This window comes from Mycoplasmopsis fermentans PG18, from assembly GCF_000209735.1.
Classification (GTDB): Bacteria; Bacillota_I; Bacilli_A; order Mycoplasmatales; family Metamycoplasmataceae; genus Mycoplasmopsis; species Mycoplasmopsis fermentans.
Map to the genome: position 1 here is coordinate 125,179 of NC_021002.1, position 16,197 is coordinate 141,375.

19 protein-coding genes are annotated in these 16,197 nt (G+C 25.3%); 6 read left to right on the plus strand and 13 right to left on the minus strand.

From position 1 onward, the window contains the following. From MBIO_RS00660 to MBIO_RS00715, 12 genes are all read right to left on the minus strand, one after another. On the minus strand, nucleotides 1–229 hold a 229-nt coding region (locus MBIO_RS00660), incomplete at its 3' end, for a helix-turn-helix domain-containing protein (RefSeq protein WP_041594176.1). Between the two features lie 267 nt (nucleotides 230–496). Then, entirely contained in the window at nucleotides 497–1,285 is a 789-nt protein-coding gene (locus tag MBIO_RS00665) for a hypothetical protein (RefSeq protein ID WP_013526647.1), read from the minus strand. 9 nt (nucleotides 1,286–1,294) lie between these two features. Beyond that, on the minus strand, nucleotides 1,295–2,458 hold the full coding sequence (locus MBIO_RS00670) for a hypothetical protein (RefSeq protein WP_013526646.1): 1,164 nt from the start codon (nucleotides 2,456–2,458) through the stop codon (nucleotides 1,295–1,297). Between the two features lie 74 nt (nucleotides 2,459–2,532). After that, on the minus strand, nucleotides 2,533–3,630 hold the full coding sequence (locus tag MBIO_RS00675) for a DUF3137 domain-containing protein (RefSeq protein WP_013526645.1): 1,098 nt from the start codon (nucleotides 3,628–3,630) through the stop codon (nucleotides 2,533–2,535). A gap of 58 nt (nucleotides 3,631–3,688) precedes the next feature. Beyond that, nucleotides 3,689–3,877, minus strand: coding sequence for a hypothetical protein (locus MBIO_RS00680; protein WP_013526644.1), 189 nt, complete (start codon nucleotides 3,875–3,877; stop codon nucleotides 3,689–3,691). A 182-nt stretch (nucleotides 3,878–4,059) separates the two neighbouring features. Then, nucleotides 4,060–5,376 (minus strand): 23S rRNA (uracil(1939)-C(5))-methyltransferase RlmD, encoded by a 1,317-nt coding sequence (gene rlmD, locus MBIO_RS00685; protein WP_013526642.1) that lies wholly within the window; start codon nucleotides 5,374–5,376, stop codon nucleotides 4,060–4,062. Between the two features lie 73 nt (nucleotides 5,377–5,449). Continuing rightward, nucleotides 5,450–6,499 (minus strand): aminopeptidase P family protein, encoded by a 1,050-nt coding sequence (locus MBIO_RS00690; RefSeq protein ID WP_013526641.1) that lies wholly within the window; start codon nucleotides 6,497–6,499, stop codon nucleotides 5,450–5,452. 32 nt (nucleotides 6,500–6,531) lie between these two features. After that, complete coding sequence (gene era, locus MBIO_RS00695; RefSeq protein ID WP_013354351.1) at nucleotides 6,532–7,401, minus strand: GTPase Era; 870 nt, start codon at nucleotides 7,399–7,401, stop codon at nucleotides 6,532–6,534. Further along, entirely contained in the window at nucleotides 7,401–7,793 is a 393-nt protein-coding gene (cdd, locus tag MBIO_RS00700) for a cytidine deaminase (protein WP_013354350.1), read from the minus strand. Before cdd ends, era begins: the two co-directional genes overlap by 1 nt. A gap of 3 nt (nucleotides 7,794–7,796) precedes the next feature. Then, nucleotides 7,797–8,252, minus strand: coding sequence for an rRNA maturation RNase YbeY (gene ybeY, locus MBIO_RS00705; RefSeq protein WP_041594177.1), 456 nt, complete (start codon nucleotides 8,250–8,252; stop codon nucleotides 7,797–7,799). Nucleotides 8,253–8,272: 20 nt separating this feature from the next. Further along, on the minus strand, nucleotides 8,273–8,659 hold the full coding sequence (locus MBIO_RS00710) for an MAG1140 family protein (protein WP_013526640.1): 387 nt from the start codon (nucleotides 8,657–8,659) through the stop codon (nucleotides 8,273–8,275). After that, nucleotides 8,634–10,697, minus strand: a complete 2,064-nt coding sequence (locus MBIO_RS00715; RefSeq protein ID WP_013526639.1) for an Mbov_0121 family peptidase domain-containing ABC transporter — start codon at nucleotides 10,695–10,697, stop codon at nucleotides 8,634–8,636. Before MBIO_RS00715 ends, MBIO_RS00710 begins: the two co-directional genes overlap by 26 nt. 132 nt (nucleotides 10,698–10,829) lie before the next feature. Between MBIO_RS00715 and MBIO_RS00720 the strand changes: the two genes are divergently transcribed. The 6 genes from MBIO_RS00720 (at nucleotide 10,830) to MBIO_RS00745 (ending at nucleotide 15,386) form a co-directional block, all read left to right on the plus strand. Then, a complete protein-coding gene (locus MBIO_RS00720; RefSeq protein ID WP_013526638.1) occupies nucleotides 10,830–11,276 on the plus strand; it encodes an RpiB/LacA/LacB family sugar-phosphate isomerase in 447 nt (148 codons plus the stop codon). Between the two features lie 66 nt (nucleotides 11,277–11,342). Continuing rightward, a complete protein-coding gene (locus MBIO_RS00725) occupies nucleotides 11,343–11,717 on the plus strand; it encodes a YigZ family protein (protein WP_013354345.1) in 375 nt (124 codons plus the stop codon). Nucleotide 11,718: 1 nt separating this feature from the next. Then, on the plus strand, nucleotides 11,719–12,291 hold the full coding sequence (gene coaE / locus MBIO_RS00730; RefSeq protein ID WP_013526637.1) for a dephospho-CoA kinase: 573 nt from the start codon (nucleotides 11,719–11,721) through the stop codon (nucleotides 12,289–12,291). Nucleotides 12,292–12,340: 49 nt separating this feature from the next. Next, nucleotides 12,341–13,303 (plus strand): replication initiation and membrane attachment family protein, encoded by a 963-nt coding sequence (locus tag MBIO_RS00735; RefSeq protein ID WP_013526636.1) that lies wholly within the window; start codon nucleotides 12,341–12,343, stop codon nucleotides 13,301–13,303. Nucleotides 13,304–13,316: 13 nt separating this feature from the next. Continuing rightward, nucleotides 13,317–14,210, plus strand: a complete 894-nt coding sequence (locus MBIO_RS00740) for an ATP-binding protein (RefSeq protein ID WP_013354342.1) — start codon at nucleotides 13,317–13,319, stop codon at nucleotides 14,208–14,210. Nucleotides 14,211–14,348: 138 nt separating this feature from the next. Then, nucleotides 14,349–15,386 (plus strand): IS30 family transposase, encoded by a 1,038-nt coding sequence (locus MBIO_RS00745; protein WP_013526635.1) that lies wholly within the window; start codon nucleotides 14,349–14,351, stop codon nucleotides 15,384–15,386. A gap of 278 nt (nucleotides 15,387–15,664) precedes the next feature. Here MBIO_RS00745 and MBIO_RS00750 read toward each other — a convergent pair whose 3' ends face one another. Next, a complete protein-coding gene (locus MBIO_RS00750) occupies nucleotides 15,665–16,180 on the minus strand; it encodes an adenine phosphoribosyltransferase (protein ID WP_013526633.1) in 516 nt (171 codons plus the stop codon). Between the last annotated feature and the right edge of the window lie 17 nt (nucleotides 16,181–16,197).

The following is a 16,197-nucleotide window of genomic DNA, read 5'->3' on the forward strand; positions in this document are numbered from 1 at the left end:
AAAATTTAAAATGATTTTTTCACTTTTCTCTTGTAATTGTTTTTTCAATTGCATCTAAAGCAAAATAACCCCAAAAAGTAGAATTATTTTTTATTTCATTATTAATAGTTGTTCTTGAATAACCTAATATTTTTGCTATTTTTGTTATACTATAATTAGTTGCTCAAAGTAAGTATTCAAGAACAGTGCGTTCATTTCATGATAATTTTTTTGCATTTCTTCATGACAATCGCCAAATACTCTTTGGGTGACTTTTTTTATAAAAAAAACTTCACCCATTATAGATTTTATCTAAAATGTGTAAAGTTTCAGATTACAATGTAGCATAAGAAGGCAATACCTTCTTATTTTGCAAATTGTTTTACTATTTCAGTTAAAACATAAATCAAATAAAGATGATTTAATATTGTTTTTACTGGATCAGAACTATTTTGAATATTTAAAAAGTTATTTTCAATTTTTATTCAACTGCAAGACACTTTATTTTTTGGATCAATTAAAAATCATAATCTTTTTCATTCAATTTAAATTCTTCAAAAGTCTTAATTGTGTCAGTTAGTTCATATATTTCTTTACTTGAAGTTTTGAAATGAATTTGATCATTTTGATGAATAAATTTAACTTTATTTTTCTTTTTTAAATAATCATAAATTTCATTTTTACTTCCACATGAAATATATGAATTTTCAGTCATATTTTTATGACTTCCTTCAATTAATAAAAATGTTTCGTTCTTATCATTTGATTCAAATGTTACTTCTTGAATTTTTCAAGTATTATTTTGACCAATTTCACTGTTTAATAGTGCTTTTCTTAAAATTTTAACTTTAGAATTTTCGCCATTTGTAGTTAGATTTTTGCAATAATTAATTCATGGAATATTGTTATTTTTTTCTTCATTTTTGTATTCAAAATTAAGTAATTTAAATAAATAATTTAATGAATTATTAAGATTAATTTTTGCCAAATTTCGACTTTTTTCAATAACTTTTGCCTTTCTTGAAAATGTAAAACTTATTCCGCAAAACAAATTTGTTATAATCAAAATTGCAACAGTAGCCCATTTTAAAATTTCAATCTTATATGACTTTTCAAAAAATGACAACATCAGAACTATTGAAATTGAAGTCAATATAATTAATAAACACAACCCCATTATTATTTTTCATAAGAAAGATTTACTAAGCTTTTTGTTTTCTGAATCTTCTTTATTTAATTGTTCATTTAAATGTTTAGACAAAGGAACATATGAACGAGATAAAAATTGATTAAATGTTTCTTTCATTTTTCTCCTTTATGAATAATTGGAAATTTGAACCATTGATATAAATCAATAAACTAAATATATTTGATCTAACAAATTGTTTACAACTTTGTTAATAAAATTTTGCTTTTTGATTATGTATTTTGGTAAATTTAATTCTAATATTTTTGTATTCCTTTTTATTCAGCCTCTAATTAAATCTCTTTTTAAAAATAATCCAAAATCTTTGTTTTTATCAAAATATTGTTCAAAGTGATTAACTGAAACTTCCATTGCATATGGTCCATAAAATTTTAAGGATTTTATTTTGTCATTTGAATAAGGACTAAAAATATCATTAAATTTTTTATTTTCAAATCCGATATTGTTTTTAAATAATTTGTTTATTCCACTTCTCTTTCCAAATGAGAAAGAAAAGTTTTTGTTACTTGATTCGCTAAATTTTTTAAGTTTAGTTTCAAAAAATATTATTCATTGACTTTTGTCCTTTTCTCTTATACTTGACATTTTGTCAATTGGATTACTTACCCATGAAAATTTAGCTGATGTTATATTTCAATGATTTTTTTGATTATCTATTATTCCTTTTGAATCTGTTTTTTCTTCAATAAATGCTGATTTAGACACTCAAGAACCATCTGGAAAATTGTTCAATCAGTTAAAAGGTATTTCATTAATTAAAATATCATTTATTTTTTTAGTTAATTCTTTTCTTTCTTCTATATTACTTTTTTTCTTTAATTCTCTTGATAAAAAATTCTTTTCTTCTTGTTCACTTACATTTTCTAAATATTCCGACTCAACTATTTTATAGTTAATTTGGTTAAAAATTTGCTTGTAAATATCTTCTTCATTTAGACCTTTGTCAATATTTGTAACAATCGAATTTTGTTTTCTCAAAAATGTAATTAATAAAATTGTTCCTGCAAAAATTGAAGCTAAGAATAATGCTATTTGTAAATATCCTGTTCAGTAAAACAATTTAGAAGAACTTATTAGCAATAAACAAAGTGAGCCTGAAATTCAAAAAATTATTCCTAGAAATATTAAAACAATTGATGTAATTAAATATAAAAAACTTGTCTTAATTTCTTTATTTTTATTGTCTATAATTAATTGTATTTTGTCATTTACAAACTGTTTATTTGTATCTTTAAATTCCGCAAAAGTCTTTGGTACAAAAATCTTAGCCATAAATTCCTTTCCAATTTTATAAATAAATTTTACTAAAAAATAAAATGAAGTATATTACTTCATCTTATTAAAAATTAGTTGAAATATCCAGGTATTGTTAGAAGTGAGAATAATCAGTAAACTGAATATGTATCTTCAAGAATATCTTTACATACAGTTTTAACAATTTTATCTTTATTAATTGTGTTTGAAGGCATATCAATTTCTAAAATTGAACCTCGAGGACGTACTCAACATTTAATGTTTTGATCATCTAAAAGCATACCAAACGATTTTACATAACTTTTATTTTGTTTGCAATGTTCAAGTGTAATCTCCATTGGATAAGGTTGGTAAATATTGTGGCCTTTTAATGAATCTGAACAATAAGCTTTGAATAATTTGTCGAATTCTTGATTTTCATATTTGATATTTTGTTTTAAATTATTAGTTAATCCGCATCTATTCCCAATTGCTAAAGTAAAGTTTTTAGATTTAGGAAGAGAATAGAAGATTCCTTCAAATAATGTTGCATAATCATAAATATGTCTAATTGTTATATTTCCTTTTAAGTCTCTTTCTTCTCTTACTCAATGATAACGAACAGTTTGAATAACTCATGGATTTTCATTTTTGTCCATAACAAAATAAATTTTTCCAGTTGAGTCTACATTAGCATCTGAAGGAATTCAATATGCACCAGGAATATGATCTACTCAGTCTAAACAATCTCTATTTTTATCATAGCCTTGTTTAAATTTTTCTAATAATTGTGCTTGTTCTGGGTCATTTGGATCGATTGCTTTGTATGATAATTTTTCAAAAGCTTTGTCAAATAATTTTTCTTTATCAAGAACGTGTTTGAGTTCTTTAAAAAGTTTTTTCCTTTTTCCTAAAAATACTGATAATACAATTGAACCAATTCCTGTTACTATTGCAGAAATAATTAATCCAGCAAATATTGCTGTATTTTTTGAATTAGTTTTTATGAAGAAAAAGAAAGATAATATTAATCCAATTCCACCTAAAACTAATAGTACTATTGAAACAATTAGTAATATTTTTAATTTTGACAAAATATTCTTTTTATTTTTAATAACTGAATCAAAACTGTTTGAAACTATTTCTTTAAATGATTGTAAGTTTTCATTCACAAAATCTAAATAACTCTTTGGTTTAGTTGTAACTCCCATAGTTTCTCCTTACTAAAATAATAAAAATTATATCATATATAAAGCTTGATTATTTTGATTAAATTGTCTTGTTTTTTGTTGCTGCAAGCATAGAGATTTGTGAATAAATAATATATAAATCATAAGTAATGTCTTCCATTATTTCATCAATAATGATTTCTTTATTAAATGTTTTTGGAAAATCTACAACTAAGAAATTGTTAATAGGTTGTAATCAAGATTTAATACTTTCACTATCTAATTGCATACCAAAAGTTTTAATAATTCTGAATTTAGTTTTGCAACTTTAATCATTTTTTTCATAGAATAATAATTTACTATTTGAATAGGGGACTTAAATAAATAATTAAATTCTAGAAATTCTAATTCCATATTTATTGGTGTGTCAAAATTAAGTCCATATCTCTCGCTTAAAACAACTTTTCTTTTTTATTTTAATTTTAAAATTGCAACTGTTTCTACATGGTGTGTTTGACAAAACATATCACATGGTTTTAAAAATTCTAATTTGTATTTTTTTGATAATGTTAATAAATCTATATCTCTGCAAAGTGTGTGAGGATTACAACTTATGTAACCAATTTGTTTTGGTTCAATTTTTAATATTTTTTCTAAAACTTCTTTCGATACTCCTGCTCTTGGAGGATCTATTATTATTGTGTCTATTTTTTCTTTAATGTTATCAATAGTTTTTAAAACATCGCCTTCATAAAATTCTGTATTATTTATGTTATTTAATTTTGCATTTTGCTTAGCATTTATAACTGCTTCTTTTACTATTTCAAGTCCATAAACTTTTTTAACTTTTTCTGCAATTTTTAAACTTATTGTTCCGATTCCAGAATATGCATCAACTACATTCATAGTTTTATCAAGGTGCAAATTATTAACTAGCAAGTTATATAAATTATTGGTTTGATACGAGTTAACTTGAAAGAAACTATTGTAATCAATATTAAAAGTTAAATTGCTAATTTTGTCTTGTATGTTTTTAGCTTCTGAATAATAAGTATAAGTTGTTTTTTTAACTTTTTCTTCTTTTAATATAACTTTTAAATTTTTAAAATTTGAGGTTAAATCTTTTAATAAATCTTCAGATAATTCAAATGGTTTGTCTTGAACAAAAGCTAACATCATTTGATCATATGATTCTGAATATCTAACAACAATTTGTTTTAAAAATTGTCCGTTTTCTATAAAACATTTGTAATTGTTAATATTTTTGTTTAAATACATAAGAAGCTTATTTATAGACTCATTCGCCAAATCATAAGAATCTTGCTCAACTAATTTATGTGTATTTTTTTCATATAAACCAAATTTGATTTTTCCTTTTGATGATTCAACAAAAACTGTAATTTTGTTTCTATAATTTCATTGTTTTTCACACGGCAAAATTTTTTGTGTTTCATTAAAATGGATATTTCTTTGAAATAAATATTTAACAACATTTTCTTTAAATTCTAATTGATCTGCATAGTTTAAAATTGCTAATGGAGTTGAACCACTTAGCATTAATTTTTGATTTAAAACTTTTATTCTTTTTGGACTATCGTTATATCTTTTTACAACTATAGCAAAAGCAAATTTTGTGTTCGATTTTTTAATTTGTATATCTGCTTTTTCTTGTGGCAATAAATTCTCAACAAAAATAGAATAATCATCTGCTTTAACTAAGCCTAATGCTTCATAAGTAAAATTTATTGCTTCCACTCCTTTTATTATTTGGCCTAATTCATATTTCATATTTCTAATTTTATATTATTTCCACAATAAAAAAATAACTTTAACAAAATGTTAAAGCTATTAAAAATAAATTCTAAGATTTTTCTTCAGGTCTACTGAATACATAACGACCTTTTTCTGTAACAAGAACATCATCTTCATTTCTTGCTCCGCCTAAACCTTCAATATAAATACCAGGTTCAACAGTAATTATCATTCCAGGTTCTAAAATATAGTCACTTGTTGATCTAACATTAGGTAATTCATGTACATCAATTCCAAGTCCATGACCAGTTGAGTGAACAAAGTATTTACCATATCCTTTTTTAGTTATGTAATCACGACAAATTTTATCAATTTCACTTGCTTTAATTCCAGGTCTTACTGCATCACGACCAGCTTTTGCAGCTTCCATAACTATTTGTAAAATTTCTAATTGTTTAGGATCATTCGCTTTTTTGTCTCCACCTAAAATACATGTTCTAGTAATATCTGCACTGTATCCTTTGTAAAGAGCACCAAAGTCGATTTTAAGAAGATCCCCTTCTTTTAATTTTCTATCTGTTGGATGGTGGTGAGGTTCAGCTGATGAAGGCCCTGTAGCAACTATTTCATCAAAACTTTCTTTATCTGATCCATGTTTTTTCATTAAATAATTTAAGTATGCAGCTACTTCTTTTTCTGTCATTCCAGGTTGTACTCATGTCATTAATTCTTTATATGCAGCTAATGAAATATCAATAGTTTTTTGCATAATTTCATTTTCTTCTGCTGATTTAAGAATTCTTAATTCTTGTCCTAAAACTCATTCGATTTTTTTAGGTTTTATAAGATTTTTTAGATTTTCATATACTTGGTAATTTAAGTAATCTTTTTCTAAACCAACTGTTTTATAGGCTTTTTTGTCAAAAAATTCTTTTAATGTACCAGCTTGTAATAAAATAACTTCTACATTTTTTGCGTTATTTCTTGCATATTCAATATATCTACCATCAACGAATAAATAAGCTTTATTTTTTTCAATTACTATATATCCATCTGATGTTTGTACTTTCGAATATCATAGTCTTGTTTGAGGCGCTTCAGAAACTAAAGCATCAATTTTCTTTTCTTTAAATAATTTATCTAAATATTTACGATTCATAACTTCTCCTTTTTTGTTAATTTTATAACAATTTATTCATATCCAAATTTTTTAAGAGCTTTACCATCATTAATTCATTTGTTTGCTATTTTAACTTTTAAATTTAATTCCACTTTTGAATCAAATTGACTCATCATTTTCTTTCTTGCGTTGGTTCCTATTTGTTTTATCATTTGACCATTTTTGCCAATTACCATTCCTTTTTGAGAAGCTTTTTTGACATAAATGATGGCATTTATTTTAATATCATCTTCTTCAATAAAATCAATAACTTCTACAGCAATTGAGTGTGGCAACTCTTCTCTTAAAAGATTAATCGCACTTTCTCTTATTATCTCTTTTGCTAAAAATCTCATTGATTTATCTGTTATATAGTCTTCATCATAAAATGGCTCACCTTCATAGGCATATTGCTTAATAACTTTAATTAATTCTTCAATTGAGTTTTCATTATTTCTTGAAACAGACAATATTTTGTCAAAACTGTATTTGCTTAATTCTTCAATTTTTTCTTGTATTTCTTCTGGTTTTTTGGCTAAATCAATTTTAGAAATGACTGCAATTTTATTCTTGGTATTTTTGATCTTATCTAAAATTAAAATATCTCCTTGTCCAACTTTTTCATTAACAGGAGAAAGAAATATTAAACAATCAACATCTTTTGTAGATTCAAAAGCACTTTTATTTAAGGCTTCACCTAATAAATTTAATGGTTTGTGGATACCTGGTGTATCAACAAAAACTAATTGAAAATCATCTTCGTTATAAACGCCGACAATTTGATCTCTTGTTGTTTGCGGAACATTAGTTACAATTGCAACATCATATTTAACAATTTGATTTATTAATGATGATTTTCCTACATTAGGTCTGCCGATAATACTAGCTAAACATACTTTCATTATTTAATTTGCTCTGTTCTAATAGGAAATGGGACCATTTCAATTACTTTATTTACTCTACATTTGTCGCCATTTTTATTGTATTGGTAAATTAAACCATCATCGGGCATAAATTCTGTCATTACTTGACGACATCCTGCACATGGAGAAATAAAATCATCTCCAGAAGAAATAATGTGAATTTCTTTAAATGTTCCAACTTTTGCACCATGAGCAACTGATCCGAAAAGAGCACATCTTTCTGCACATAAGCCAGATGGAAAAGCAGCATTTTCAACATTTACCCCAGGTCATTCTCTACCCTCAGCATCAATTGCAATAGCAGCAACCTTAAATTTAGATCAAGGACAATATGAATACTTCAATAAAGATTTTAATTTTTTAACGTCCATAGATTATTCCTCTCTACTTATTTTTAATGGTTCAAATATTAAATCAACAAGTTTATTCATTTCAGCTCTTTCGACTTCTGTTTCATGATCATATCCCATCAAGTGAATTAATCCATGAGCAAATAAATAACAATATTCTCTACGAATTGAATGAACAAACTCTTGAGCTTGTGCTTCAACTTTTTCATGGCTTATTACTAATTCACCTAAGGGATAAATTGGCATATTTTCAAATAATTCTCAATCTTCTAAACCAAAAGACAAGATATCTGTTGGATAATCTTTGTTTCTATATTCTTTATTCAGTTTTTGGATTTCATCATTATTTGTAATAGTTACATCAACTGAAACAGTTTGATTAAGCCCAAATTCTTTAGCTAAATTTTCTAATATTTGCTTGTATTCTTTTTCAAACAAAAATTTATTTTTAGTCTTGTTTACAACATTTAATTCAACCATAATTCTAATTATATTATTAATTATGAATTTAATATTAAATTTAATAGAGTGGCTCGATCCACAAATATCGTGGCATCTAAAGTTGTATTAGGTAAAAGTTTCAAACTATTAGGCAAATTATAGAAGGTTACTTTAATCGTTTGATTTTCAATTTTTAAGTTGCGGATTTTTAAATTGAAAATTTGGTCATTTACATTAATTATTATTTTTTGATTTTTCTTTAATAAATAAGCAGTCTTATCATTTGCTAACAAAGTTAAGTCTTTTTTGTCATTAACTTGTAACTTAACTCTTATTGTTTTGTCAACATGATATAAACAAATAAAAACAATTAAAGTTACTGTTGCAATAGCTAACAATATTAACAATATTCACACAGTTTTAGAAACAGTTGTTAATTTTTTCAAAGCACACCTCCTTTGTTTTAAATAAATAGTTCCTATTGTGACTTATTTCAATAAATAATGCTTCATCTTGATATTTCTTTATAGCCTTTTTCAATAATTCACAATTACTTGGATTAATATTTTCAAAGGCTTCATCAAGCATGATTAAGTCATATTTTCTTACAAATAATTTTAGTAATAATAAAAGTTGTTTTTGTCCACTTGACAAATTGCTTCCATTACTAATTATGCTGCCATTTAAATTAAAATTCATTTCTTCAAATATTTTGTATAGATCATATTTTTGAATATTATTATTCAATTCATTTTTATAATTTTCATTGTTACTTGTAATATATTCGAGAAAAGAAACATCTGGTAAATGGCTGGAAGAATTTATCAATATATTTTTACTTTGATAATTAATCAAATTTATTGAATCAAAATCAATATCATTAATCTTCATTTTTCCTAAATAACCTTTAAAACAGCCGTTTATAAAACTTAGCATAGTGGTTTTACCACTACCATTTTTACCATTTAATTGAATATTTTGGTCAATCGTAAATGAAGGAATATTTAAAATATTTTTTCCGTTTTCGTAATAAAAATTAACATTTTCTAATTCAATTTTTTTAATTTTATCGATGAATAAACCAGTATCTAAATTGCTTTTTTCGTCTAAATTTAAAACAAAATTTACTAAATTAACATTTCTTTTGATCATTGTTTGAGAAAGTAATAATGAGCTCATATTTAGCATTGGATTAACAAAGAAATTTATTCCATTTAAGAACATCATTAGTGAACCAGTTGATAACTTATTTTTTAAAATAAAGAAGCTAGAAGCAAAAACAATAATGGTTGAAAAGTTGCCAATAAAAAGATCATTTCAAAAGTTTTTAATATCATCTTTAGAAGCAAATGAATATTCTTTTTTCTTAAATTCCAACATGTTTTTAAATTGGTTTTTAGAAATAAATCTTGAATAATCTACATTATCCATTTCTTTTCAGGAATATATAAAATCAATATCTGATTTCATGCTGTTTAAATTTTTCTCCAAGAGATCTGGATAGTTTTTTTCTATTCAAAAATGATAAATAACATTACCTAATAAAACAACAATAGCAATACCAAACATAATTAAAAATAGAACATAATTAATTCAAATCAATAAGATTGTTGAACCTATAAAAGAAAATATTTCACTTAAAAAAGTAAAGACAAAATTAGATTGAAATTCACATATTTCTTTTATATAAGTAAGTCTTTTAAAGTAATCATTGCTTGTTAATTTAGATAAATAATTTGATGGCACTCTTTTTATTTTGTCAAAAAATGCTTTTGTTAAAGTAAACTCTAAATCGTTTTTTATTTTTTTAATAACATGATTTTTAAACAACCGATTAATAAACATCAGAATATTAATTCATAGGAAAAATACAAAAATAATAATCAAATTATTTTTAAGATAATTAGGCAATATAAAATCAAAAACTATTTTTATAAAAAATGTTGATCCAAATGATAAAAACAATCCTAAAAGTGCTGAAATGAATAAAGGATAAGTATATTTTTTAAATGAAAATAATGTGCTTATTTTATTATCAAGTGAATAGTTTTTATTTTTATTTTTTGATTTTTCTTCTTTTGGATCAAAAAATAGTATCACATTGGCAAATTCCTTAGCCAAGTCTTTCTTTTTAACTTTCATCTTGCGACCATAAGCTGGATCTTGAACAATAAAATAATTGTCCTTCATTTTTTCTAAAATTACATAATGGCTATATCCTTTTCTATTTAATAATAAAGCTATAGGCATATTTGAATTGTCCAAAGATTCAAGAGATTCAAAATCACCTGTATAACTATTTAAATCGATATCGTGTTCAGAAGCTAATTTTTTAAGTGTTGAAATATTTACTCCTTCTGAAGAGTAAGTTGCCTTATTTTTAAAATAATTAATATCAATGTAGTCATCATTATGTTTTGCCACAAAATACTGCAAAACATATAAACCACAGTCTTTTATATCTTCTTGTTTTTTTATTCTCATAGCACTTTAAACTTTCTTTTTTTTCTTTAGCAAACACAAAAAATGGAAAAATTTAGGAAAAAAGATAAATTTTTACCAAACTTTTCCAGAATTTTGCTTTATCATTTAAAAATAGACACTAAGGAGGCTAATATGGCTAAAAAAAATATTATTGCTCTTGCTAGCGACCATGGTGGTTGCGAATTAAAAAATGAAATGCGCGATTATGTAAAAAGTTTAGGTTATGAAGTTGTTGACTTAGGACCTGCGGATGGCTCAAAAAGTATTTCATATGCTGAACAAGGGCATAACCTAGCTAAATATATTGATGAACATAAAAACACAATTGGTTTAGGTTTTTGTGGTACAGGTTTAGGTATTTCATATGCCTTAAACCGTCATAAACACATTCGCGCAGCTAGAGTAGTTACAGTTGAAGATGCAAGGCTTGCTAAATTACATAATAATGCTAATGTTTTAGTTATGGGTGGTAGATATGTACCTTTTGCTGAAGCACAAGCTATGTTTAACGAATACATTAAAACTGAATATGAAGGTGGCAGACACCAAGCAAGAATCGATCAAATCGATGAATTCTAATAATTTTTGTGGACTTAGTAAGTCCACTTTATTTTTTATTATTCAGCTTTCTATATAATAATAGATATGGAAAAAGCACTTTTATATGAAATCAAAAAATCAAAGTTTTATTCTTTAGCTTTTAATGTGACTAGTAAGGAACAAATAAAAGAAGTAGAAGCTAATTTAAGAAAAGAATACAAGAAAGCAACTCATATTTGTCATGGTTATAGCTTTTTAAATAATGGAGTGATCAATGCAGGCTTTAGCGATGATGGCGAACCTAATGGTACAGCCGGCAGACCAATTAGAGATCTTTTAATTATGCGCAAAATTAATAATGTTGTTGTTTTTGTAATTCGCTATTTTGGTGGAATTAAGTTGGGAGCCAACGGTTTAGCTAGAGCTTATATTAAAAGTGCAAACTTAGCTATAGAAGAATATATAAAGGAGGGAGCCTAAAATGATTGCTTTAATTGGTCAAATTGCCGTGGGAAAGAGTACTTTTTTAGAAAATTTTAAGAAATTAGGTCTTAAAACTTTTAATTGTGACGAGTTTATTAATCGTGAATATCAAAAAAATGGCAAAATTTACCACAAAATTAATCAAGAATTAGGTGATTTTTTAAATGATAAAAATGGTATAAGTAAGGAAAAAATTAAACTTTGAATTGACCAAAAAGCACATAATTTGGGAGAATTGGAAAAAATCATTTATCCTTTAATTTTTGAAGAAATAAAAGATGGAAATTTTTTCATTGTTGAGATACCAAATTTATTGCCAAAAAATTTTAAATTTATTTCTTTGTTTTCTGCAGTTTTGTGCTTAGAAACTAGCCAAAAAAATAGGTTAAAAAATTTTAAAAAACGTAATGTGGATAAAACTAAAATTAAGGCAATAGATGAAAAAAACAACCCTTTTTCGATAAAAAATCAACTTTTTGGGTCTATACCAATTGTGGATTTCTATGGGCATAACTTCACTAATAATGAAAATATTTTAGATTTTTTAAAACTTCTATTTTTTATCTCATAAAATAAGAGCAAACAAGGTCAAAAATGACCAAAAAAATAGGAGGTAAAAAATGCTAAAAAATATTCCTTACGCATTCTTCAGAATCAAACATTCTTCATCAGTTAGTGGAGAAGATTTAAAAAACTTACGCAAGTTTTACGCTCCTATTTTAGGTAGTGATGCAATTTTGCTTTATGAATACCTTAGAGATCTATCATTTTCTCAATCTCCAGAAACTGGTTTTTATGACTATGATAGCCTTACTTATCTATTAAATATGGATGTAAATAAACTAAATCAAGCACGTATAAAATTAGAATCTGTATCTTTAATTTCTACTTTTATAGATGAGTTTAATCGCAAAACACTTTTTGTTATTGAAAAACCACTTGATAATACAGGTTTCAAAAAGAATTTAATTCTAGCAAACAAACTCATTAGTATTATTGGTAGCAAAAACTTTGAAAGATTAGTTGGACGTGAAAGAAATATTTATTTAAGTAAAGCTTCAAATCTTTTGGATGCTTCAGCTTCTTTTGAAGAAGTTTTTCCTGAACCAAGTGAAGAATTAACTATTACTTTTTCACATGAGGTTGACTCAAGTATGATTAAAACTCAAGAAATAGTTGAAGAAATTCAAACCAAATTGTCACTTAATACTTTTGATTATCCTAATCCTTATGAAGCAATACTTAAAACTGATTCAAGATACTTCTATTCTCAAATTAGTCACAAAATACCACGTCAAAGTGTTTTAGATTTAATTAAAGAAAGTAGAGCAGCTGGCTTAGGTGATCCTTGCTTAAACTTAGTATTCTTTTATTCAAATGAAATAAATAATTGCATAAATACCAATTATGTGGGTAAAATTATTAAGGATTTAATTAAAAAAGAAATCTTCTCATTTGAAGCAATTGAAAATTATTTAGATGACATACTTAAAGTTAAAAACAGAATTGCAGTTTCAAAAATTAATTTATATAAAGCTACCTATTTAGAATCACTTCAAAGAGAAGACAACAACAATATTTAATGGAGTAATTATTATGGCAGCAAAAGAAGAAATTAAAAATGAGTTATTTTTTAATTCCAAGGCTGAATTTGAAAACAAGGCACTTGAAATAATGCATGGCCATCCGCAACTAGAAGCATTAATTCAAGCTAACAATATTACAAATGAAGAAATTTTGGAAAACTTATTTACATTTATTAATATTAAAGAATCATTGGATAATTCTCAAATTTATCCATGGATTTTTTCTATTTCAAGAAAAAATGAAAAATTAGTTTTTAAAAAGATTGCTGCAAAAAATGAATACAAATCAGTTGTTACACGACACATCAATTTATGATTAACTCAAATTTGCGAACCTAATCCAGAAGCTAGACTTGATCGTATTCGCCTCTCTTCTGCTCAAAGAAAAGAAATGTTTGAATATATTAATCATCTAAAAGTTGCAATAGCTAAAAAGAAACAAAAAGGACTAAAAGGCATTTATGTCTATGGAGCTAACAACACTGGCAAAACTTACATTGCTAGTGCAATAGCCAACGAATTTGCAGCTGAAGGTATTTCATCAGTTTATTTAACAACCAGTGCTTTATATTCATTCTTAATTTCAAACATGGGTAGCAATGCTACAAATGCTAATGCAGTTATTGACATAATTAACAAACTCAAAAAAGTTAATGCATTAATTATTGACGAAATTGGTTTAGAAAAAAATAACTACTGATTCAGACTCCAAGTATTAATGGAGATAATCGAAAGCAGAATCGCAAATAATAAAATTACATTTTTCTTCAGTGGCATGAACAAAAAAGAATTTGAATCTTACTACCATGATCAACTTAAAAGAGAGCCTTACAAAGTTAAAACTTTTACTTCTCGAATTCTTAATAACACACTTGAATTTTGCATTGATGAAATTGAAAAATAATAAAAATTAAAAAAGACCATTGTGGTCTTTGCTACATTGTAATCTGAAACTTTACACATTTTAGATAAAATCTATAATGGGTGAAGTTTTTTTATAAAAAAAGTCACCCAAGGAGTATTTGGCGACTGTCATGAAGAAATGCAAAAAAAATTATCATGAAATGAACGCATTATTCTTGAATACTTACTTTGAACAACTAATTATAGTATAACAAAAATATTAGGTTATTCAAGAACAACTATTAATAATGAAATAAAAAATAATTCTACTTTTTGGGGTTATTTTGCTTTATATGCAATTGAAAAAACAATTACAAGAGAAAAGTGAAAAAATCATTTTAAATTTTTAAACAATTTAAATAAATATAAAGAATTTTCTTCTTTATTTAAAAAAGAATATGATGGCAAAATGTGGACTGTCAAATTAACAATTGAAAAAATAAAAAATCTTTATCCTAATATTGATGTTCCTTCTTTTAAAACAGTCTACAATTGAATAAAAAGTGGTTATTGAATTTTGAACTGAAAAGGTTTATTAAGAAAAGTCTACAAAAAAGATGGAAAAAGAGAGAAACAAAGCGCTGCTAGAAGACTGGTTGGTGCACGTTATGTAAGACCTTTTTGATCTAGACCGACAAACATAAATGAAAGAAAAGAATTTGGTCATTGGGAAATAGACCTTATTGTAGGCAAGAGTAAAGGCACACATTGTCATTTACTTAGTTTTACCGAAAGAGTCTCTAGATATGGGTTTTTGGTAAAAATTCCTAATAAAAATCAATGAAATTTAAATTTGTATTTATGGAATCTTATTTGAAAACATAAATTAAATGTTAAATCTATAACTCAGGATAATGGATTAGAATTTTCAACATTATTTTTCATTGGATATAAACTAAAAATTTTTATATATAAAGCTGATCCATATGCTTCTTTTCAAATGGACTCAAATGAAAATTTCAATGGTTTAGTTAGAAGATTTTTTAAGAAAAAAACTAATTTTGATGATATTAATGAAGAAGAAACTCTAAAAGTACAAAATGAAATAAACAATCGTCCAAGAGAAATTTTTGGATATTTATCTGCTTTGGAAATGTACGAAAAATTGAATGCAGAAAATCCTTGAAATTCAACAGGTATTGACAAAGTATTATATGGAAAACAAAAGAGAAACTAAGAAAGTAACAAAAATAGAAATTTGTTTTTCAAAAAAATATGAAAATTAAAATAATATTTTAGAAAGAGCAACAAGTCGCCAAATATTTTAGGGAGGACTAATGCCCTCACTTTTATTTGTCCTGACGGACAAAAAATAATAACAATATTAATAATTAAAAAGGAATATCGACATGCGATATTCCAAATTTCTAGGTGTAAACTTACAGATTACAATCTAGGAAAGACCATTGTGGTCTTTTTTACATACATTTTAAATTTATGTAACATAAATTATTTTTAAAATTTAACTAAGGAAACTATTTCAATATCATTATCTTTAGTGATTAATTGTCTACCATTAAGATCTACTAATTCAAGAAGTAAAATAACTTTTTTAACAATTGCACCTTGTTCTTCTAATAGTTTTATAATAGCTTTAGTTGTTCCACCCGTTGCTAAAACATCATCAATAATTGCAACTGTTTGACCTTTTTTAATAAACCCTTTTTGAATTTGTAAAACATTATTTCCATATTCCAAATCGTAACTTTTTGAAATAACATCACCAGGTAATTTTCCTGGTTTTCTAACCATAATAAATGGTTTCTTCAAGAATGCTGCAGTAGGCGTGCCAAATAAAAATCCTCTCGCATCTGGTCCAACAATAACATCAACATCTTGAGCTAATTTTGCCATTTCTGTGATTGTATAATTTAATGCTTTACCATTTGCCAATAATGGTGAAATATCTTTAAACATTATGCCTGTTTTAGGAAAATTTTCAATATCTCGAATATATTTTTTTAAATCCATAATTTTACCTATTTGCC